This window comes from Streptomyces rishiriensis (genome assembly GCF_003112535.1).
In the GTDB taxonomy this organism is placed as follows: Bacteria; Actinomycetota; Actinomycetes; order Streptomycetales; family Streptomycetaceae; genus Streptomyces; species Streptomyces rishiriensis.
Genome location: NZ_BEWA01000021.1, coordinates 115,448 through 135,513, shown reverse-complemented (window position 1 = coordinate 135,513; position 20,066 = coordinate 115,448). Strand labels below are relative to the sequence as shown.

The window sequence follows — 20,066 nt, the reverse complement described above, 5'->3', positions numbered from 1 at the left end:
GTCGCCACGGGTCACGGGGGTCGGGGGCGGTTTCACGGAATCGTGGCGGGTCACGGAATCGCGGCGGGTCACTGGATCGCGGCGGGCGGCACGGAAGTCGCCTCGGGCACGGCCGCGACCGGCCGCGCGCGGGTCACTCCAGGACGCGTGAACCGCCGACGGGCAGGTCCCACAGGTCGTCCCGCTCCAGGCCCGCCTTCTCCCAGGCCGCACGCACGCGCGTGAGGGGTTCGAGGACCGGCTCCGCGGAGAGGACGAACGTGCCCCAGTGCATCGGGGCCATACGCCGGGCGCCGAGATCGAGGGCCGCGCGGACCGCCTCCTCCGGGTCGCAGTGGACGTCGCTGAGCCACCAGCGCGGGTCGTAGGCGCCGATGGGCAGCAGTGCCAGGTCGATGCCCGGGTAGCGCTGTCCGATGCGCGAGAACCAGTGACCGTAGCCGGTGTCCCCGGCGAAGTAGACGCGCTGTCCGTCGGGGGCGGTGAGCATCCAGCCGCCCCACAGGGTCCGGCAGGTGTCGACGAGGGTGCGCTTGGACCAGTGGTGCGCGGGCACGAAGTCGAAGCGCACGCCGGACAGTTCGGCCGCCTCCCACCAGTCCAGCTCGGTGACGCGGGTGAAGCGGCGGCGCAGGAACCAGCGGCCGAGCCCGGCGGGCACGAACACCGGTGTGTCGCGCGGGAGTCGGCGCAGCGTGGGGGCGTCCAGGTGGTCGTAGTGGTTGTGGCTGATGACGACGGCGTCGACCCGCGGCAGCTCCTCCCAGGGGACGCCGACCGGGGTGATGCGGGCCGGGGTGCCGAGGATGCGACGGGACCAGACCGGGTCGGTCAGGACGGTGAGGCCGCCGATGCTCACCACCCAGCTGGCGTGTCCCGCCCAGGTGACGGCTACCGTGCGGGCGTCCACGCGGGGCGCCGGGGCGGGTGCGACGGGCAGCCGGGGGATGTCGGCGAGCCCTTCCTTGCCGGGCCGCACCGAGCCCTCGCGGGCGAACCGGGCGAGGGCCTTCAGGCCGGGCAGCGGTGACGTCAGCCGGTCGTGGAAGCTGCGGGGCCACTTCCGCCGCTCACCCGGCGGACGGGGCTCGGCGAGCGGCGCGAGCGGGGACGGAGAGGACACCGGGGACGGGGAGGACAGCGGTGGCAGGGGGGCCGGGGCGTCGTCGTCCCGGGCGGCGACCGGGCCGGCGGTGGCGGCGGCCTCGCGGGCGGCGACCGGGCCGGCGGTGGTCTCGGACTGCTGCGTCATCGAGGCGGCTCCCATCGCTGAGCGTCGTCACGGAGATCGTCGAAGACGGACCTCAAGAGCATCAACGCGCGTTGCACGTGTGGCAGTTCCAACGGCGTGGGGGAAGCGAGGCATTCCGCGCGCTGGGCGTCCGTCCCCTCCAGGAGCATGCCGGTGGACAGCCGGACCCGCAGCGCTCCCAGGTCGTCCCCGAAGCGGTGACCGCCCGGCGTGGGCATGGCGAGCCGGGCGGAGAGGAAGTCCTCCAGTTCCTGGGCGTCGCCGACCCCGTGTGCGGACAGCGCCTCGCGCAGCGGGCTCAGGTCGGCGTACAGGTGACGGCCGGCCGCGGGCGGCCGGGCCAGGCCGCCCGCGGCGACCACGGCGCCGTGCAGCGCGTCCGCCACACGCGCGTGCAGGCGTACGGCGGCGGCCACGCGCGCGGTGACGGGCTCCGGCTCGGCCAGGGCGTAGGCGGCAGCGGCCGCCACCGGGGCGGCCACGCGTCCGTCGAGGGCGGTGAGCACGTCGAGCACGCGCGCGTGCAGGCCGTCGCCGGCCGACGTCGCGGGGAACCGGGCGATCGCCGCCGGCCAGCCCGCGGGCAGCAGCGCGCCGGCGAGGTCGCTCACGACGGTGACCTGCTCGGGCAGCATCTCCGCCGGACTGACCAGCACGGTCTCGTGCGGGGCGTGCAGCGTGTCGCGCCAGGTCTCGTCGCTGACCAGGTGCAGGCCCTCGCCCGCGGCGGCCTCCACTGCCTCGTGCAGCGCCTCGGGGGGCGCGACGGTCGCGGTGGGGTCGTCGGCCACGGACAGCACCAGCAGCCGCGGGTCGCCGCCCTCGGCGCGCACCCGGCGCACGGTCTCCAGCAGGGCGAAGGGGTCAGGGACTCCGCCGCACTCGGCGGGGGTGGCCACATGGAAGACGGGCCGTCCCAGCAGACGTGCGTACGGCGCCCACCAGGCCGCACAGGGCCGGGGCACCAGGACGTCGCCGCCGAGGGCGGCCGTCAGCGCGAGCAGCAGGGCGGGAGCGCCCGGGCCGGCCACGACCCGGCCCGGCTCGGCGGGGGCGCCGCGCCGCGACCAGTAGCCGCGGGCGGCGTCGAGGAGTTCGGGGCCGCCGCCGACCGGTTCGCCCTCGGCGCGGCCGGCTGCCCGGGCCAGCACCGAGGCCAGTTCGGGCAGCACCGGCAGTGCGTCCGTGGGAGGCGGCGGGCCGTAGCGGACGGGTCCGTGGCCCTGCGCGCGGTCCTGGTCCGGGACGGGGGCGTCGTCCTGCACGCGACCGTGGTCCCGGACGGGTCCGTGGTCCCCCGGTTCCGTCGGTCGCATCGCGTCCTCCGCGCAGTCCGTCCCTGGTGCCGTGCTCGGTGCCCTGTGCCGTCCCGGCCGCAAGACGGCACGCGGGGCGCGTGGTGCGTGACGTCCCGTACGGGACTCGGCGCTCGCAGGGGGCCGGACCCTCGTACGAGGCGGATCGTGCCCCTGGGGGGTGAGTACCCGGTGGGGACGCACCCCATGACCGCCCGCTCGCGTTGCGCCGGTCACACCGCGGGCCGGGGCCGCCCGTCCGCCGCGGTCAGGCGTCACCCGCGGGGGCCCGGCGGCGCAGTCGGTGCACGGCGGCGCCGAACGCGCCGGCGATCAGCACTCCGCCGGCGACCAGCGCGGGCACGGAGTCGGTGAAGGCGCCGCCCTCGCCGGCCTGTACGCCGTGGTCGACGGTCGCCGGGGCGCAGGAGGCCTCCTCGGAGGCGGCGCCGTGCTGCAACGGCTCGGGCCGGGCACACGGCCGGGCGGTGGAGCAGGCGTCGGAGTGCGGCTGGGAGGCGCCGGGGGCCTGCGGGCACGGCCGGCCGGTGGCACAGGACGCCCCGGCGGTCGTCGCCGCGCACGGCTGCGTCGTGCCGTGTCCGACCTCCAGGGTGGCGCTCCAGCGCTTGCCCTGGGCGCCGGCCGCGGCCGGGCAGGTGCCGTCGACGGTCCAGGCGGCGTCCGGCCCGGCCGTGTCCGGGCCGGCCTCCAGATCGGCGGCGGCGGCGATCTGAGCGGTGCCCCGGTAGGCGGTCTCCGCCTGCGCGTCGTCGCCGGGGACCTTGCTCAGTTTGACGGTGCCCTCGGCGAACGCCTGCGACGTGGCGTCGAGGCTCTCGGGCGCGGGGGCGGTGAGAGGACCGCAGGCGACGGACACGCTGACGCTGCCGCCGGGGGCGACGCTGCCCGGGCTGACCTCCGCCGCCGGGTCCGCGGAGGCGGCCGGACCGACGGCGACCAGGACGGCGCCGGCCACGGCCAGAGCGGAGAGGAAGTGGGCGGTGCGACCCATGGGACGGCTCCTTCGGCCGGTGGCTGCGGGGCGGGGCGTCACCGCCCCACAGCCATCACAGCCCGAGGGGGCCCGGGCCGCGCGCGGCCGGACGCCATTGGCGGGACGGGCACCCCCATGCGGGTGACGGCGACCGGGTCACCGCACGTGCCTCCGGTCCGAAGCACTGGGGCTGCGCCCGTCCCCGGCTCACTCCTCCAAACACCCCCCAGGTTTTCGGACGGCCTGCGCGGTCACCCGTGCCCGTGCACGGCCGACCCCCGCATTTCCGCTTCTTCCCCTGTCAGGGAGGTCCCGTTCATGACCGCCACGGTCTCCGAACACCTGCTGAGACGACTGCACGCCTGGGGCGTGGGCCACGTCTTCGGCTCCCCCGGCGACGGCATCGACGCGCTGCTCGCCGCCTTCGGCCGCACCGAGGACGCGCCGCGTCTGGTGCGGTCGCCGCACGCCCGGACGTCCGCGTTCCAGGCGGTGGGCCACGCCAGGTTCGGCGGGATCCCAGGGGTCTGCGCGGCGGCGTCGGGGCCCGACGCGATCCATCTCCTCGGCGGCCTGTACGACGCGAAGCTGGACCGTGTCCCCGTCCTGGCGATCGTCGGGCGTCGACGCACGGGGAGGGACGACCCGCACCGGCCGGAGACGGACCCGTACGCGCTGTTCGGGGACGTCGCCTCGGAGTTCCTGGAGACGGTGACGGCTCCTCAGGATTTGGCGGACGTCCTGGACCGGGCCCTTCGCACGGCTCACGCCCGCCGCTGCCCGGTCGTGGTCGTGGTCCCCGAGGACGTCCTGGAGCTCGGCTGCCCGGAGCCCGCGGAACCGCCGGCGCCCCCGGCCGGCTTCGGGGCGGCTCCGGCGGGGGCCGGCCCCGGCGAGGGGACGGCGGCGCCGTCCACCCAGTCGTTGGAGAGGGCCGCGGAGATCCTCAACTCCGGTGACAAGGTGGCGATCCTGGTCGGCCGGGGCGCCGCCGGCGCGGCCGCCGAGGTACAGCGGATCGCCGAGCTCCTCGGCGCGGGTGTGGCCAAGGAACTGCTCGGCAAGGACGTCCTCAGCGACGAACTCCCCTACGTCACCGGCACGGCCGGCCCGCTGGGCACCCGTCCGTCCTACGAGCTGATGCGCGACTGCGACACCCTGTTGACGATCGGCTCGTCGTTCGCGCATCCGCGGTTCCTGCCGGAACCGGGCCGTGCGCGCAGCGTCCGGATCGACGTCGAACCGGACCCGACCGGGGCGGGCCGTCCGCCGCACCGCCCTGCGTCGGATCATGCGTCGGGCCGTCCGTCGGACGATCTCCTGGGCCGCCCGTCGGACGATCACCCCGGCGATCCGTCGGACGACCCCTCGGGCGATCCCTGGGGCGATCCGTACGAGGTGGAGCTCGTCGCGGACGTGCGGGAGACGCTGCGTCGGTTGATCCCGAGGATCCGCGCGGAGGAACGGGGCCGCGAGTGGTTCCAGACCGTGTGCGACAACGTACGGCGCTGGGACGAGGTGCTGGAGCGCAGGTCGCGGCTGTCGGCCGACCCGGTCAACCCCGAGCAGGTGGCCCGCGTCCTGGACGCGTTGCTGCCGCCCGACGCGATCGTCGCCTGCGACTCGGGCTCCGTGACGGCCTGGTACGCCCGCCATCTGACGATGCGGCCCGGCATGCGTGGCGCCCTCTCCGGCGCCCTGGCGGCGACGGGCTGCGCGGTGCCGTACGCGATCGGCGCGAAGTTCGCCCACCCGGACCGGCCGGTGATCGCGCTGGTGGGCGACGGGGCGATGCAGCCGGACGGGCTCGCGGAGCTGATCACCGCGGCGAGGTACCGGGACCTCTGGCAGGACCCGCGGCTGGTCGTCGCGGTGTGGAACGACCGCGGCCTCGGCCAGGGCGCCCGTCACCCGCACGACGCGGAGGACGACCCGGCGGTCCCCTCCGTCCCGGCGCAGCGCTCGCTCGACGTGCCGTACGCGGCGTTCGCCCGCTCCCTGGGACTCACCGGGGTGCGGGTGGAGACGCCCGGGGAAGTGGAGTCCGGGTGGCGCGCCGCCCTGGGGGCGGACGGCCCCGCGGTCGTGGAGTTCCTCACCGACCCGACGGTGCCGCCGGTTCCGGCGCACGCCACCTGGGAGCAGCTGGGGGCCGCGGCCGCCGCGGTCCTGAAGGGCGGGCCCGACGCGGGCTCCCTGGTCCGGCACGCCTTCATGGCGAAGATGCAGGAGTTCCTGCCGGGCTCGCGGACCGAGTAGGCCCGCAGGCTCGCCGTACCTCCCCGCCCGGCCATCACCCCAGGTCAGTGGCTTTTTCGAAGAGCCCGGCGGTGATTTTGTGTCGGCCTGTCCTCCTCGGGTACGCGGTGGCCACCCGAAGATCTGTGGAGGGCGAGACATGCAGCGAGGCAGTGACCGGCTGAGCGTGCACCGGGACGACGAGATGAAGCACGAACTGCAGGGCCTGCTGAGGTCCGGACACCCCACTCGCACGGAGGAGTGGCACGACCCGGAGCCGTCCGCCGAGGACGATCCCGAGGTCTGGGGCGGCCCGGTGGTGCCGGGAAACCCCCGGGCGTCGCTGGAGACGGTCCGGCTGGAGCTCGCCCGGATCCTGGGACGGAGCTCGTTCCCCGCCGGACCGGGCGCGCTGGCGGTGGGCCTGCGCCGCGAGAACGCGCCGGACGCGCTCGTGGAGGCGGTGCAGGAGCTGCCGCACAAGGACCGCTACACCAATGTGCAGCAACTGGCCGAGGCGCTGGTCGGCGCCGGCGGCTGACCCGGCCCGGCGCAGCAGGCCGTCCCTGACGGCACGAAGACGACACGGAAAGGACGTTGAACCCTCATGCGCATCGCGTTTCTGACGGCACCAGAGGGCGTCGAGCAGGTCGAGCTCACCGAGCCCTGGCAGGCGGCGGTGGACGCGGGCCACGAACCCGTTCTGGTGTCGACCGACTCGGGCAAGGTGCAGGCCTTCAACCATCTCGACAAGGCCGACACGTTCATGGTGGACGAGGTGGTCGGCGAGGTCTCCGCCGAGTCCTTCGGCGGACTGGTTCTGCCGGGCGGCGTCGCCAACCCCGACTTCCTGCGCACCGACGACAAGGCGGTCGCGTTCGTCAAGGCGTTCTTCGAGCAGGGCCGCCCGGTCGCCGCGATCTGCCACGCCCCGTGGACCCTGATCGAGGCCGACGTCGTCCGGGGCCGTGTGCTGACCTCGTGGCCGAGCCTGCGCACGGACATCCGCAACGCGGGCGGCGACTGGGTCGACGAGCAGGTGCATATCTGCGGCCGCGGTCCCGGCAAGCTCGTCACCAGCCGCAAGCCGGACGATCTGGCGGCGTTCTGCGAGGCGTACCTGCGGGTGTTCGCCGCGCACGGCGACTGACGGACGACCGGGACGCCGGCGAGGGGCCGGTGAGAGACGCGGAAAGCGTTTCTCACCGGCCCCTCGCCTCTCGCACGACTCACTCGCCCGGGCACGACTCACGTCGGCACGGCTCACGCGGGCACGGCTCACGCGGGCACGGCCCACGCGGGCACGGCTCACGTCCGCAGGCACGGCTCACGTCGGCACGGCTCCGGTGGGTTCCGCCGGAGCGGGACGTCGTTCAGGCTCCGCCGGGGCCCGTCGTCGCTCCCGGCCCCCACTTGCCGACCGGGGCTCCCTCCGGGCCGCGCCCGTCCGCCCCGCCGGTCCGCTCCCGGGCCCCTTCGCGGGTGCGGCCCGGAGAGACGAAGCGGCTCGGGTTGCGGCGCAGATACTCGCCCTCCAGCCGGGCCATGCGGTCGTTGTGGGCGCGCAACGCGTCGTTCGAGCCGTACAGCAGCGTGTCGTGGCGCGTGCGGTGGATCGTCTCCAGCTCTCTCATCAGCTGCTGGTCGTCCAGCCGGTCCGGGTCGACTCCGGTCATCGTGGTGCCCCGCTCGTCGTGGTCGTCCATACGGTCCGGGTACCCGCCGCCGGAGTCACTACCGGCACTGCCCCCGAGCAGCATCCGGGGTGGGAGTCATAGATCTCGCTTTTCTGCATCCACTGTACGAACATTCGGGCCCCCGAGCCTCGCTGAAGAGGCCCGGCGGACCGAACTCGTGGAGGAGGAGCCATGGGCCGTCGGGCTGCCCGGCCCCGCTGCCCGGCCCTACCTGGCTCGCTCCACACGCCGCTCGTCCCACACCGGCTCCGAGGTCTCCCGGACCCGGCCGTCGCTGCCGAAGACCAGGTAGCGGTCGAACGAGCGGGCGAACCAGCGGTCGTGGGTGACGGCCAGCACCGTCCCGTCGAAGGCCTCCAGGCCCTCCTGCAGCGCTTCGGCCGACTCCAGGTCGAGGTTGTCGGTGGGCTCGTCGAGGAGCAGCGCCGTGACGCCCTGCAGTTCGAGCAGCAGGATCTGGAAACGGGCCTGCTGACCGCCGGACAGCCGGTCGAATGTCTGTTCCGCCTGCTGGGTCAGCTCGTAGCGGCGCAGCCGGGACATGGCCGCGCCCCGGTCCTGGGAGTGCTCGCTCCACAGGATGTCCAGCAGGGTGCGGCCCATCAGCTCGGGGTGGGCGTGGGTCTGGGCGAAGTGCCCGGGCACCACGCGCGCGCCGAGCTTCCAGTCCCCCGTGTGCGCCACGTCGTCACCCGCCAGCAGCCGCAGGAAGTGCGACTTGCCGGAACCGTTGGAGCCCAGGACGGCGACCCGCTCGCCGTAGAAGACCTCCAGGTCGAACGGCTTCATCAGGCCGGTGAGCTCGAGTCCCTTGCAGGTGACGGCGCGCACGCCGGTGCGGCCGCCCTTGAGGCGCATCGTGATGTCCTGCTCGCGGGGCGGCTCCGGCGGCGGGCCGGCCTCCTCGAACTTGCGCAGCCTGGTCTGGGCGGCCTGGTAGCGCGAGGCCAACTCATGGCTGATGGAAGCCGCCTGACGCAGACTCAGCACGAGTTTCTTCAGCTGGGCGTGCTTCTCGTCCCAGCGGCGGCGCAACTCCTCGAAGCGGGCGAAGCGTTCGCGCCGGGCCTCGTGGTAGGTGGCGAAGCCGCCGCCGTGCACCCAGGCGTCGGCGCCGGCCGGGCCGGGTTCGACGGACACGATCTTCTCGGCGGCGCGGGAGAGGAGTTCGCGGTCGTGGGAGACGAACAGGACGGTCTTGCGGGTCTCCTTCAGCCGCTCCTCCAGCCACCGCTTGCCGGGCACGTCCAGGTAGTTGTCGGGCTCGTCGAGGAGCAGCACCTCGTCGTTGCCGCGCAGCAGCGCCTCCAGCACGAGCCGCTTCTGCTCGCCGCCGGACAGGGTGCGCACGAGGCGGAACTGGGCCTTGTCGTAGGGGACGCCCAGGGCGGCCGTGGTGCACATGTCCCACAGCGTCTCGGCCTCGTAGCCGCGCACCTCGGCCCAGTCGGAGAGGGCCTGCGCGTACTGCAGCTGGGCGGCCTCGTCGTCGACGGTCATGATCGCGTGCTCGGCCTCGTCCACGGCCTGCGCGACCTCGCGGATGCGGGGCGATGCGACGGACACCAGCAGATCGCGGACGGTCGTCTCGTCCCGTACCGAGCCCACGAACTGGCGCATCACGCCCAGGCCGCCGCTCACCGTGACGGTCCCGCCGTGGGGTTTCAGCTCGGCGGAGATCAGTCGCAGCAGGGTGGTCTTGCCGGCGCCGTTGGGGCCGACCAGGGCCACGACGGCCCCTTCGCCCACCCGGAAGGAGACGTCGCCGAGCAGCGCCCTCCCGTCGGGGAGGTAGTACTCGAGGTGCGCGGCTTCCAGATGTCCCATGAGGACGCATTGTGCGGGCCGTCCGCCGCCCGCGGCAAACCGATATCGGCGCAGGCCGGAAAGGGGGGCGGGCCCGCCGGTCAGCCGCCGGCGCCCTCGACGGGCTGCCCGGCCGGTCCGTCGTCCCCGGCGGGCGCGACGGTGGCGCCGGCCCAGGACAGGGCCTTCCAGCCGTCCGCGGGCGAGCCCTCCAGGACGACCGTGCCGGTGTTGGCGAGGCGGTGCGCCGCGGCGAAGGGGACGTCGACGTTGTGCGCTCGGGCCGCCGCCCAGGTGCGGATGGCCGCGCCGTGCCCGACCAGGACGACGGTCCCCGCACCGCTCGCCGAGGCCTCGGCGACCACGGCGTCGTAGCGCGCGAGGAACTCGGCTCCGTTCTCCCCGCCCGGCATGCGCAGGTCCGTCTCGCCCGCCGCCCAGGCGAACGCGGTGCGCATGTAGAGCGCGCCGTGCTCCGTGTCGCCGGGCAGCCCCTCCAGGTCGCCCGCGGAGATCTCCCGGAGCCCGTCGCGGACGAGGACGTCGAGGCCGCGGGCGGCGGCCAGCGGGGCGGCCGTGAGCTGGGTGCGCACCAGGGTGGAGACGTAGAGGGCTTCGACGTCCTCGTCGGCCAGGGCCTCGGGCAGGGCGGCGGCCTGTCGTGCGCCGAGTTCGGTGAGTCCGGGGCCGGGGACGGCGGTGTCGAGGAGGTAGTCCACGTTCGCGGGGGTCTGGCCGTGGCGGACGAGCAGCAGTCGCATGCGGGGACCCTCCGGTATCGAGGCCGTCTCCGCGCCGGAGACGGCCGCTTCAGGGTACTCGCGGCGCCCGGACCCGGACGCGGGCCCCCGCGTCGCGCAGCCGGGCCGCACGGACTGCGCGGGCGCCCGTGTCTGACGTGACGTCAGTCCATATTCCAGAACGATCTGTCTCACCATGCGGCCGTCGGCGTAGCGTGGTGTCACCGGGGGCCGGGCCGGACCCGGTCCGTCGAGAAGGGGAGCAGCCATGCCGAAAGCCCAGGAGACCGCCGTCTACACGCACGGACACCACGAGTCAGTGCTGCGTTCGCACACCTGGCGGACCGCCGCCAACTCCGCGGCCTATCTGCTCGGCTCGCTCAAGCCCCACATGAAGATCCTGGACATCGGCTGCGGCCCGGGCACCATCACCGCCGACCTGGCCGCCCTGGTGCCCGACGGGCACGTCACCGGCGTCGACCACGCCCCCGGGATCCTGGAGCAGGCCCGCGCCACGGCCGACGAACGGGGACTGACCAACGTCGACTTCGCGGTCGCCGACGTGCACGCTCTGGACCACCCAGACGACACGTTCTGCGTCGTCCACGCCCATCAGGTGCTCCAGCACGTCGGCGATCCCGTGCAGGCGCTGCGGGAGATGCTGCGGGTCACCAGGCCCGGCGGGTACGTGGCGGTCCGCGACTCGGACTACGCGGCGATGACCTGGCACCCCGCCGCCGCCGGCATGGACGACTGGCTGGACCTGTACCGGCGGGTGGCCCGTGCCAACGGCGGTGAGCCGGACGCCGGGCGGCGGCTGAAGTCCTGGGCGCTGGCCGCCGGGCTCACCGACGTCACGGCCTCGTCCTCCACCTGGACCTTCAGCACTCCCGAGGAACGCGACTGGTGGAGCGGCCTGTGGGCCGACCGCACCCTGGCCTCGGCATACGCGGAGCTCGCCACCCGCGGCGGACACGCCACGACGGAGCAGCTGCGCGCCGTGTCGGCGGCCTGGCGGGAGTGGGGGCGGCGGGAGGACGGCTGGTTCGCCGTCCTGCACGGAGAGATCCTGTGCCGAAAAGCCGCCTGATCCGCACATTCCGTGGGATTGCGGGGCGAATGATTCACCGAATCCGGGAAACTCGCACTGCAGGAGGTAAAGACTATGGTTCCCATCCTGCTGGTGCTGCTGCTGGTACTGATCTTTTTCGGTGCCGGATTCGCATTGCATTTGCTCTGGTGGATCGCTCTCGCGGTCCTGGTCCTGTGGCTCCTGGGATTCCTGGTCCGCGGAAACACTGCCTCGGGAGGCAGGGGGCGATGGTACAGGTGGTGACCGAAGCACTGAGGTGAAACCGGCTTCCGCCGGGAGCGCCGCCGGCTCTCGCCGGACGGGCTCACTCCCGGGGAAGCAGCGGTCCGAGCGGCCCGAGGTCCAGATTGAGGTCCTCGGGCCGCAGTCCGTACCGCTCGCGCAGCTCGGTCATGCGGTCGTCCAGGAGCATCAGGGTGAGCCCGATGCGCTCCTCCTGCTCCTCGTTCAGATCGCCCTGGTCGAAGCGGCGCAGCGCCTGCCGTTCCATCAGCTGGCGCAGCAACTCCACGACGGTCAGGACGAGTTTGACCAGGTCGCGCTCGACGGTGTCGGGCTCCAGGTCGATGTGGTTGCGTCGGTCCGTCACGGTGACTCCCCCCAGGGCGACGGCACCTGCTCGTTCACCGAGCTGATCAGGGCGTTCAGGTCGATGCGGACGAGGTCGACGTCCGCGATGCGCAGGGTGATGTCGCCCGTGATGACCACTCCCCCGGCGAGCAGCCGGTCGAGCAGGTCCACGAGGGCGACCTCGCGGCGCTCCACGACGGTCATGAGCCCCCCTCGCCGGCGTCGGCGCCGGCCGGCGCCGACGAGGACTCCCGGGTCTCTTCCGCCGACGCCGCCGACGCCGCCGACGAGGATTCCGCGGGGTCGTCCACGAAGGAATAGGCAGCCCAGGGACCGGTGAGTTCGACGCGCATTCCGGGCTCCTCGCCCTTGGTGCGGTCCACGAGTTCCACGAATTCCTCGGATTCCGCGCGCGGCACGAGATAGGCGGCGTTCAGCACATTCTGTCCGGGCGCCTTGGAAAGGGCGGAATTCTGCGGAGCGTGCAGCCGGGCGCCGTCGGCGTGCGCGGACAGGGAGGCGTGCAGACGGCCGGCGAACCGCTCCGCCCGCTGCCAGCTGTCCTCGTGCGCCCTGCTCTGCAGGCGCCGCTGGCGCAGGTAGTCCCGGCCCGAGGCGGGCTTCGCCGTTTCTGCGGGTGCGTCGGGCTCGCGCTCGACATAGACCTTCACACCCCATTCGACCCGGCCCTCCAGCCGGTCCAGGGTGCGCAGGAAGTCCGCCTCGCGCTCCTCCATCATCACCCGGACGCCGCTGTCGTCACGGAACACCGTGGCGAGCCGGAGCGGCAGCGGCGTGGTGACGGCCGTCAGCGCGTCGATCACCTGCTGGTGGGCCCGGGCGGTCTCGGTCAGCCAGTCGAGATCCTCCAGATGCCGGTGCAGGGGCGCCTCGGCGAAGTCCCCCTCCGGGACATGGCTGACGACCGCGATCAGACCGTGATGGCTGAGCAGCCGGGGCGGATCGCCCGCCACGCCCTTCAGGGCCGTCTGCAGAGGCGCGCCGAAGGGCCGGCAGACGGCGTAGACGTACCGCAGTCCTGTCACGGCGACTCCTTCCTGACGTCACGGGACTTCGACTCCCGGACGTCCTCCGGGGCGCGGCCCAGTTCCAGTTCCTCCAGCCGTGCCAGCCGTTCGCGCAACTCGGCGTTCTCACGCGCGAGTTCGTCGCGGCGGGCACCGGAGGACAACGCCGGGTCGGTCTCCCACCAGTCGATGCCCATCTCCTTCGCCTTGTCGACGGAGGCGACGATGAGGCGGAGTTTGATGGTGAGCAGTTCGATGTCGAGCAGGTTGATCCGGATGTCGCCCGCGATCACGATGCCCTTGTCGAGAACGCGTTCCAGGATGTCGGCGAGGTTGGCGCCGCCGCCCTGGCCGTACGGCTCCGGCATCCTGCTCGACATGCTCATCGGCGACTCCTGCCCTTCGCGGGCTCGGGCTCGGGCTCGGGCTCGGGCTCCTCCTCGTACTCGTCTTCGGTCTCCTCGTACTCGCCCTCGGCGTCCTCGGGCTCACCCTCCTCCTCTTCCTCGTACTCTCCCTCGGGCTCCTCTTCCTCGTACTCTCCCTCGGGCTCCTCTTCCTCCCTGTCCTCGGCGTCCGGGCCCTCGTCCTCGTACTCCTCATCGTCCTCCCGGCCGGCGTCCCCGGCATCCCGCGCCTCGGCGTCCTCCTCGGGCCCGCCGTTCCCCTCGGGCTCCTGGTTCTCCTCTTCCTCCTCGGCGACCGCGTCCTCGTGGGACCGGACGACCTCGCCGTCGCGGATCTCACCGCGCCAGCTGTCCTGCGCCTCACCCTTGATGGTGATGAAGCGGGCGAAGTGCTTCAGGTCGAGGCGGACGCGGCGGCCCTGGGCGCGCCAGATGTTGCCGGTCTTCTCGAACAGGCCCGAGGGGTAGTACTCGATGACCAGCACGACACGGGTGAGGTTCTCGGCCAGCTCGTGGAAGGAGACGACGCCCTTCGTGGTGCCCTTGGCGCCCTCCGACGACCAGGCGATCCGGTCGTCCGGCACCTGTTCGGTGGTCTTGCCCTTCCAGCTGCGGCTGGACCAGAAGATTTTCGCCTGCCAGTCGCTGGTGGTGTCGTCGGCGCGGTTCGCGCTCTTGACGCCCTTGGCGAAGGTGCTGAAGTCCTTGTACTGCGTCCACTGGTCGTAGGCGGTGCGCAGCGGCACACCGACGTCGATCGTCTCTATGATCACCGTCGGCTTGTTGCCCGCGCTCTTCTTGCCCTTGCCGCCCTTGCCGCCGCCGAGGTTCTTCAGGGCGCCGGTCACCTTGTCCTTGGCGCGCGAGGCCCCGAGCTCCAGCGCGGAGCGGAGCGGTCCCTTGCCCTCGGCGATCTTCTTGCCGCCGTCCAGGGCGAGTTTGGCGAACCCCGGGCTGTTGCCCTCGGCGATGTCGTTGAGTTTGTTCGTGGTCTCGCCGAGCTTGTGGCCCACGCCGCTGAGCAGCCGCGTGGCCTGGGCGGCGAGGTACTCCTGCACTTCGCCCTTGAGCCGGTCGGCGGCCTCGCTCTGGGCCAGGCCGGAGAGGGGGTTGCCCCCGTCCGCCTTTCCTGCGGCGGACTTCGCGGATCCGAGGGTGTCGGTCATCGGTCACCGCCTCCCTTCGAGCGCCGGGCGCCGGAGCCGCCACCGGAGGCGGGCCTGGACGCCGTCTTCGCGGCCGTCTTCCCGGCCGACGCGGTCTTCTTCGCGGCCGTCCGGCGGGCCGGAGCCTTCTTGGCGGGCGCCTTCTTCGCGGGGGCCTTCTTCGCGGGCGCCTTCTTGGCCGTCTTCTTCGCCGCCGGCTTCCTCGGCGGCTCCTCGTCCTCCTCCTCGTCCTGCTCGCCCTCGTCCTCCTCGAGGGTGTCCTCCTCGTCCTCGTCGGAGGCGTCCTGAGGCTCCTCGTCCTCGTCGGCCTCGGCGTCCTGAGGCTCCTCGTACTCCTCGTCGGCCTCCTGATCCTCGTCCTGCTCGTCGTCCTGCTCGCGCCCGCCGCCCTTGCCGGGCGCGACGCCCGCGAGCTGGTCGCGCACCGCGGCGGTGCGGCCGTGCAGCCGGTCCGCGAGCGCGTCGATCTGCCGCTCCACCATGGCGCCCGAGGCGGCCTTGCCGACTCCGCGCAGGTCCTGGCGCAGCTGGTCTCCGATCTCCTTGAACTGCGGATTGTCCCGCAGCTGCTGGGAGACCAGATCGGCGATGCCCTTCGGCGTCAGGTTGAGCCGCTTGCCGGCCACCAGCGATCCGACGGCCACCGCCATCTTCAGTTTCCTGGTACGGCCGAGGAGATATCCGGCCCCGACCGCCAGGCCCAGTCCCATTCGGTTCATCTTGCCGTCCCGTCGTCCGATTGCGTGGTGCCGCGTGCGCTGTTCTCCAGCCGGTCCAGGAGTTCGTCCTCCTGTCGGTCGAACTCCTCCTCCGTGATCTCTCCCGCCTCCAACTGCTGTTCGAGGCGGGAGAGTTCGGCCCGGATCGTGGAGGGGTCGTAATAGATCCGCTCGGCCTCACTGAGCACCTGCCGGATCACCCATCCACTGCCTCGGACCGGAGCCAGAGGCAGCAGGAACACCTCTCCGAGCAGTCCCACGACACACCTACTCCCCGGTGATCGTCTCCGCGGGCTCGGACGGTCCGGGCTCGACGAAGCTGTAGGGCGGAAGCGGCCCGTTGAGGCGCACGTCGAGGTGCGGATGGGCCTGCCGCAGCTCATCCACCGCCTCCGCGAAGCGGGCGGCCGAATCCCGGTCGACCAGGAACGACACGTTGGCCAGCCAGCCCGTGGACTCCGGGCCCTGGCCGACGGCCGCCGCGAGCGGCTCGAGCGCCTGCTGCACGACGCCCGCGTCCTCGGCCTCCTGGGCCTTGACGGCGGCGGCGACCATCTCGCCGAGCTGCAGCTTCTGCTCGTAACTGCCGCCGCCCGCCTTCCGGTTGGCCTCGGCGAGGGCACGCAGCTCGGGGCTGCCGGCCATGACGTGGTGCAGCACGGCCTCTTCGATGTGCGTCGCCTTGACGTTGTACTCGACCTTGCCGTCGAGAGCCCTCAGCCGCTCCTGGTAGTGCTCGGCGCGCTCGGCGAGCACACCGGTCACGGCGCTGTCCTCGGGGGCGACGCTGCCGAACCGCATCGGCAGCACGCAGCCGCCGGCGCCGGCCTCGGCGAGCACGTTCTGGTGCGCGAGAAGCTCCCGGCGCTTGGGGCGCAGCCCCTCCGGTGCGTCGCTCACGACGGCCGCCAGGTCGCCCTCCTTCAGCACCCGCACGGGCATGGGAGGGTCTCCGACCCCGCCGAGTCCCTCGGGAAGGGCAGGGTGCGCGGCCGCGGTGATGCCGTACACGTAAGTGCTCACTCCTGCTCCTCCTTACGGCGCGAAGCCGCGGTCTTGCGGGCGCGCGGCCTGGACTCGCGCTCAGCGGAACCGTCGTCACGCGACTGCTTGAACGCGTCGGATATGGTCTCGGCGGCCCCGGAGAGGGCGCCCTTGGACTTGCCGCGCGCACCCGACTCGGTGACCTCGCCGACGATCTCGGGCAGGCCCGGGCTCTTGTTGGGGCCGGACTCCAGGTCCAGTCGGTTGCACGCCTCGGCGAAGCGCAGATAGGTGTCGACGCTGGCCACGACGACACGCACGTCGATCTTGAGGATCTCGATACCGACCAGGGAGACCCGCACGAACGCGTCGATCACCAGCCCCCTGTCGAGGACGAGCTCCAGAACGTCGTAAAGACCGCTCGAGCCGCCTCCGCCACCGGACTGCTGTGCCGGGACTACGGTCATGCCGACCGCACCTCCTTGCTTCGTGATTGATGATCGGAAATGGTCTTCGGCGGCGGCCTAACGGCCGCCCGCCCGGTGGGCATCGGCCCGCCCGCGCTCATAACGGCGAACGCGCCGGTAGCCGGTGAGCTGCCCCTCCGGGTCGAGTTCGACCTGGTAGGTCGCCATGAGGCTCATCGTGTCGGGGACCCGTTCCAGTTCGAGCACCTCGACCTCCAGGGACCAGCCGTCCTCCGTCTGCGCGAAGGAGGACACGCTCTCGGCGGTCATGCCGGTGAGCTCCGCCAGCTGGGCACGCGCCTCGCGCAGTACCTCCATGGGGCGCGGCCGGTCGTCCGTCACGCTGTGGTCCCCACCCTTCGTGTCGTCGTACTCGTAGTCGTCCTCGTCACCCTCGGACTCCTCGTCCTCGGACTCTTCACCCTCGGACTCTTCGTCCTCGGGCTCCTCGTCCTCCGGCGCTTCGTCCTCGGGCGCTTCGTCCTCCGGCGCTTCGTCCTCGGGCTCCTCGCCGTCGAGCTCCTCGGCGTCCGGCTCGTCACTGTCCGGCTCCTCGCCGACCGCCTCTTCGCCGTCGGGCTCGTCGCTCTCCGCCGCTTCGGCGTCCTGCTCTTCGGCGTCCTGCTCTTCGGCGTCCTGCTCGTCCCTGCGGTGCGTGGGCCGGTGGCGCCGGGGCTCCTCGCTCCCGGGCCCTGTCTTCCGGGTGTTTCGTGAAGTCCGCGCACCCGATGTGTTCTCTGTGGAATGCGATGTGTTTTTTGTGTTCGCCATGGCCACCTCTCCTTCCGTGTGGCCGGAAGCCTCATGGCCAAACCTTCACGAGCCGTTCAGTGCGTCGAGCCGCCGTCGGGCCGGGTCCAGGGAGCGCCCGCGGCCGCTCAGCGCGGACCAGGGACGGGAGCGGGCCTGCTCGACGGCGTCGGCGACCGTCCACCGGCGCGGGCCGAGCCCGGGATCGTCGAGCTGTTCCCAGGTGATCGGGACGGCGACGGGGGCGCCGGGGAGCGCACGCACCGCGTAGGGGGCGACGGCGGTCTGCGCGTAGGCGTTGCGCTGCACGTCCAGGTAGAGCTGGTCGCCGCGGTCCTTCTTGCGGGCGGCCGTGGTGAGCCGGTCCGGGTGCTCGGCGGCGAGCAGCTCGGCGACGTCCCGGGCGAAGGCGCGCACCTCGTCGAAGCCGTGGCCGCCGTCGAGGGGCACGACGACGTGCAGCCCGCGCGAGCCGGTCGTCATCAGCCCCGAGGGCAGCCGCAGCTCGTGGAGCAGCTCGCCCAGCCACCGGGCGGCTTCCCGGACGGCGGCGAAACGCGTGTCGTCGGCCGGGTCGAGATCGAAGACCAGCAGGTCCGGACGGTCGACCCGGTCGGCCCGCGACAGCCAGCGGTGCAGGGTGAGACAGGCCTGGTCGGCGAGGTGGACGAGGGTGGCGGTGTCGTCGCACACGGTGTGGCGGACCGTGCCGTCCTCCTTGGCCACCTCGGCCCGCCTGATCCACGGCGGATAGTGCTCGGGGGTGTTCTTCTGCATGAACCGGGGGCCGTCGATCCCGTCGGGATGCCGTTCCAGCATCAGCGGACGGCCCCGCAGGTGCGGCAGCATGAACGCGGCGACGGACCGGTAGTAGGCGACGACGTCGGCCTTCGTGTACTCCTTCGCCGCCTCCGCGGCCGGGAAGAGCACCTTGTCCGGACGGTGGACCTCGACGGTACGGCGGCCCGCACGCACGGTGCGTACGCCGCCGCCGCCCGCCTGCGCGCTCACGGCGCGATCGCCTGCTCCACCAGCAGCCGGGCGGACGCGGCGATCGACTCGGCGTCGATGCCGGCGGCGTGCAGCTGCTCGTCGGGGGCGGCCGACCCGGGCATCGTACGGACGGCGAGCCGGACCAGGCGGGGCACCGGCCGTCCGTCGAGGAAGGCGTCGAGCACCGCGTCGCCGAGACCGCCCTGCTCGTGGTGGTCCTCCACGCTCAGCAGACAGCCGGTCTCCTCGGCGGCCCGCCGCAGCGTGTCCCGGTCGACCGGCTTGACCGAGTACAGGTCGATCACCCGCACCGCGACGCCCTCGCCGTCGAGCGCCTCGGCGGCCTTCAGCGCCTCGTGCACGGTGACGCCGGCCGCGACGATCGTCATCCGGTCCCGGTCGGAGGAGCGCAGCACCTTGCTGCCGCCGACCGGGAACTCCTCGTCCGGGCCGTACAGGGCCGGGGCCTTGCCGCGCGAGGTGCGCAGATAGCGGACGCCGTCCAGACCCGCCATCGTGGCGACGAGCCGGGCGGTCTGGTTGGGGTCGCACGGATACAGCACGGTGGAGCCGTACACGGCCCGGAACATGGCCAGGTCCTCCAGGCCCATCTGCGAGGGTCCGTCCTGGCCGATGGCCGCCCCGGCGTGGGAGCCGACCAGGTTGATCCCGGCGCCGCTGACCGCGGCCATGCGGACGAAGTCGTGGGCCCGGGTCAGGAAGGCCGCGAACGTGGAGGCGTAGGGCACCCAGCCGCGCGCCGCGAGGCCCACCGCGGCGGCGACGAGCTGCTGCTCGGCGATGTAGCACTCGAAGAACCGGTCGGGATGCGCCTTGGCGAAGACCTCGGCCCGCGTGGAGTCGCTCACCTCGCCGTCCAGGGCGACGACGTCCTCCCGGGCGCCGCCGAGCGCGGCCAGCGCCTGGCCGTAGGCGTCCCGGGTGGCCGCCTCATCGCCCCTGTCCCAGCGGGGCAGGTCCAGGCGCCCGGTCGGCACGGAGTGCAGCATGCGGGCGTCGGCGGGTTCGTGCACCCGGACCCGCAGGTTCCGCACGCCGCCCAGTTCCTCGATCGCCTCGTCGGCGTCCGGGAGCGGCTTGCCGTGCAACCCCTCGCGGTCCTGGACGGACTCCACGCCCCGGCCCTTGAGGGTGCGGGCGAGGATGACGGTGGGCTGGCCCTTGGTGGAGATCGCCTCGCCGTACGCGCGGTCCACGGCGTCCACGTCGTGCCCGTCGATCTCGACCGTGTGCCAGCCGAACGCCTGGAAGCGGCGGGCGTAGGCGTCGAGGTCGTGTCCGTGCCGGGTCGGGCCGCGCTGGCCGAGGCGGTTGACGTCGACGATCGCCGTCAGGTTGTCGAGGTGCTCGTGGCCCGCGTGCTCGGCGGCCTCCCACACCGAGCCCTCGGCGAGCTCGCTGTCCCCGCACAGCACCCACACCCGGTAGGCGGTGCGCTCCAGCCGCTTGCCCGAGAGCGCGATGCCGACGCCCACCGGCAGCCCCTGGCCGAGCGAGCCGGTGGCCGTCTCGACCCAGGGCAGCCGCCGGGGGGTGGGGTGCCCTTCGAGCCGGCTGCCGAGCTTGCGGAAGGTGAGCAGTTCCTCGTCGTCGACGGCCCCGGCGGCCTTGTAGGCGGAGTAGAGCAGCGGGGAGGCGTGGCCCTTGGACAGGACGAAGCGGTCGTTGCCGGGGTGGGCGGGGCGGTCGAAGTCGTAGCGGAGGTGGTTCGCGAGCAGCACGGCCATCAGGTCGGCGGCCGACATGGACGACGTCGGGTGGCCGGATCCCGCGGCGGCGGAGGCGCGCACGCTGTCCACCCTCAACTGCTGTCCGAGTTCGATGAGTTCGGCGGTGTCCATCG

At 73.0% G+C, this 20,066-nt stretch carries 22 protein-coding genes and 1 pseudogene; 5 read left to right on the top strand and 18 right to left on the bottom strand.

Annotated features, from left to right (window positions below):
- Positions 1-133: 133 nt before the first annotated feature.
- The 3 genes from Sri02f_RS32645 to Sri02f_RS32635 form a co-directional block, all read right to left on the bottom strand.
- Positions 134-1,252: an MBL fold metallo-hydrolase gene (locus Sri02f_RS32645; protein ID WP_109004948.1), complete on the bottom strand. Its 1,119-nt coding sequence runs from the start codon at positions 1,250-1,252 to the stop codon at positions 134-136.
- Positions 1,249-2,568, bottom strand: coding sequence for an aminotransferase class I/II-fold pyridoxal phosphate-dependent enzyme (locus Sri02f_RS32640; RefSeq protein WP_109004924.1), 1,320 nt, complete (start codon positions 2,566-2,568; stop codon positions 1,249-1,251). The genes Sri02f_RS32645 and Sri02f_RS32640 overlap by 4 nt, the downstream gene beginning before the upstream one ends.
- Positions 2,569-2,815: 247 nt before the next feature.
- Entirely contained in the window at positions 2,816-3,562 is a 747-nt protein-coding gene (locus tag Sri02f_RS32635) for a hypothetical protein (protein ID WP_109004923.1), read from the bottom strand.
- Between the two features lie 300 nt (positions 3,563-3,862).
- On the opposite strand from Sri02f_RS32635, the gene Sri02f_RS43165 reads away from it, so the two are divergent.
- The 3 genes from Sri02f_RS43165 (at position 3,863) to Sri02f_RS32620 (ending at position 6,932) form a co-directional block, all read left to right on the top strand.
- Positions 3,863-5,803, top strand: coding sequence for a thiamine pyrophosphate-dependent enzyme (locus Sri02f_RS43165; RefSeq protein WP_245970910.1), 1,941 nt, complete (start codon positions 3,863-3,865; stop codon positions 5,801-5,803).
- A 139-nt stretch (positions 5,804-5,942) separates the two neighbouring features.
- Entirely contained in the window at positions 5,943-6,323 is a 381-nt protein-coding gene (locus Sri02f_RS32625; RefSeq protein ID WP_109004922.1) for a DUF2795 domain-containing protein, read from the top strand.
- A 66-nt stretch (positions 6,324-6,389) separates the two neighbouring features.
- Complete coding sequence (locus tag Sri02f_RS32620) at positions 6,390-6,932, top strand: type 1 glutamine amidotransferase domain-containing protein (RefSeq protein ID WP_109004921.1); 543 nt, start codon at positions 6,390-6,392, stop codon at positions 6,930-6,932.
- Positions 6,933-7,155: 223 nt separating this feature from the next.
- Here the strand turns inward: Sri02f_RS32620 and Sri02f_RS32615 are convergent, their stop codons facing one another.
- The 3 genes from Sri02f_RS32615 to Sri02f_RS32605 form a co-directional block, all read right to left on the bottom strand.
- Positions 7,156-7,488 carry a DUF6158 family protein gene (locus tag Sri02f_RS32615; protein ID WP_245970909.1) on the bottom strand — a complete coding sequence of 111 codons (333 nt, stop codon included), beginning with the start codon at positions 7,486-7,488 and terminating at the stop codon, positions 7,156-7,158.
- A gap of 198 nt (positions 7,489-7,686) precedes the next feature.
- A complete protein-coding gene (locus Sri02f_RS32610; RefSeq protein ID WP_109004920.1) occupies positions 7,687-9,306 on the bottom strand; it encodes an ABC-F family ATP-binding cassette domain-containing protein in 1,620 nt (539 codons plus the stop codon).
- Between the two features lie 80 nt (positions 9,307-9,386).
- Complete coding sequence (locus tag Sri02f_RS32605) at positions 9,387-10,046, bottom strand: histidine phosphatase family protein (protein WP_109004919.1); 660 nt, start codon at positions 10,044-10,046, stop codon at positions 9,387-9,389.
- A 247-nt stretch (positions 10,047-10,293) separates the two neighbouring features.
- Between Sri02f_RS32605 and Sri02f_RS32600 the strand changes: the two genes are divergently transcribed.
- Positions 10,294-11,115, top strand: coding sequence for a methyltransferase domain-containing protein (locus Sri02f_RS32600; protein WP_109004918.1), 822 nt, complete (start codon positions 10,294-10,296; stop codon positions 11,113-11,115).
- Between the two features lie 75 nt (positions 11,116-11,190).
- Positions 11,191-11,361, top strand: a complete 171-nt coding sequence (locus Sri02f_RS32595) for a hydrophobic protein (protein WP_109004917.1) — start codon at positions 11,191-11,193, stop codon at positions 11,359-11,361.
- Between the two features lie 61 nt (positions 11,362-11,422).
- Here the strand turns inward: Sri02f_RS32595 and Sri02f_RS32590 are convergent, their stop codons facing one another.
- From Sri02f_RS32590 to Sri02f_RS32530, 12 genes and pseudogenes are all read right to left on the bottom strand, one after another.
- Positions 11,423-11,707, bottom strand: a complete 285-nt coding sequence (locus Sri02f_RS32590) for a gas vesicle protein K (RefSeq protein ID WP_069773313.1) — start codon at positions 11,705-11,707, stop codon at positions 11,423-11,425.
- Positions 11,704-11,892, bottom strand: coding sequence for a gas vesicle protein (locus Sri02f_RS32585; protein ID WP_054241593.1), 189 nt, complete (start codon positions 11,890-11,892; stop codon positions 11,704-11,706). The genes Sri02f_RS32590 and Sri02f_RS32585 overlap by 4 nt, the downstream gene beginning before the upstream one ends.
- Positions 11,889-12,734, bottom strand: coding sequence for a GvpL/GvpF family gas vesicle protein (locus Sri02f_RS32580; RefSeq protein WP_109004916.1), 846 nt, complete (start codon positions 12,732-12,734; stop codon positions 11,889-11,891). Before Sri02f_RS32580 ends, Sri02f_RS32585 begins: the two co-directional genes overlap by 4 nt.
- Complete coding sequence (locus Sri02f_RS32575; protein ID WP_109004915.1) at positions 12,731-13,102, bottom strand: gas vesicle protein; 372 nt, start codon at positions 13,100-13,102, stop codon at positions 12,731-12,733. Before Sri02f_RS32575 ends, Sri02f_RS32580 begins: the two co-directional genes overlap by 4 nt.
- On the bottom strand, positions 13,099-14,289 hold the full coding sequence (locus tag Sri02f_RS32570) for an SRPBCC family protein (RefSeq protein ID WP_109004914.1): 1,191 nt from the start codon (positions 14,287-14,289) through the stop codon (positions 13,099-13,101). Before Sri02f_RS32570 ends, Sri02f_RS32575 begins: the two co-directional genes overlap by 4 nt.
- Entirely contained in the window at positions 14,286-15,008 is a 723-nt protein-coding gene (locus Sri02f_RS32565; RefSeq protein WP_159106809.1) for a DNA primase, read from the bottom strand. The genes Sri02f_RS32570 and Sri02f_RS32565 overlap by 4 nt, the downstream gene beginning before the upstream one ends.
- A complete protein-coding gene (locus tag Sri02f_RS32560; protein ID WP_109004912.1) occupies positions 15,005-15,268 on the bottom strand; it encodes a gas vesicle protein GvpG in 264 nt (87 codons plus the stop codon). Before Sri02f_RS32560 ends, Sri02f_RS32565 begins: the two co-directional genes overlap by 4 nt.
- Before the next feature lie 7 nt (positions 15,269-15,275).
- Complete coding sequence (locus Sri02f_RS32555) at positions 15,276-16,031, bottom strand: GvpL/GvpF family gas vesicle protein (protein WP_109004911.1); 756 nt, start codon at positions 16,029-16,031, stop codon at positions 15,276-15,278.
- Positions 16,028-16,459: a gas vesicle structural protein GvpA gene (locus Sri02f_RS32550; RefSeq protein WP_109004910.1), complete on the bottom strand. Its 432-nt coding sequence runs from the start codon at positions 16,457-16,459 to the stop codon at positions 16,028-16,030. The genes Sri02f_RS32555 and Sri02f_RS32550 overlap by 4 nt, the downstream gene beginning before the upstream one ends.
- Positions 16,460-16,516: 57 nt before the next feature.
- Positions 16,517-16,795 (bottom strand): annotated as a pseudogene (locus Sri02f_RS32545) (gas vesicle protein GvpO); the annotation flags it as partial.
- Between the two features lie 480 nt (positions 16,796-17,275).
- Complete coding sequence (ligD, locus tag Sri02f_RS32535; protein WP_245970908.1) at positions 17,276-18,220, bottom strand: non-homologous end-joining DNA ligase; 945 nt, start codon at positions 18,218-18,220, stop codon at positions 17,276-17,278.
- Positions 18,217-20,064, bottom strand: coding sequence for a transketolase (locus Sri02f_RS32530; RefSeq protein ID WP_245970907.1), 1,848 nt, complete (start codon positions 20,062-20,064; stop codon positions 18,217-18,219). The genes ligD and Sri02f_RS32530 overlap by 4 nt, the downstream gene beginning before the upstream one ends.
- Positions 20,065-20,066 lie beyond the last annotated feature (2 nt).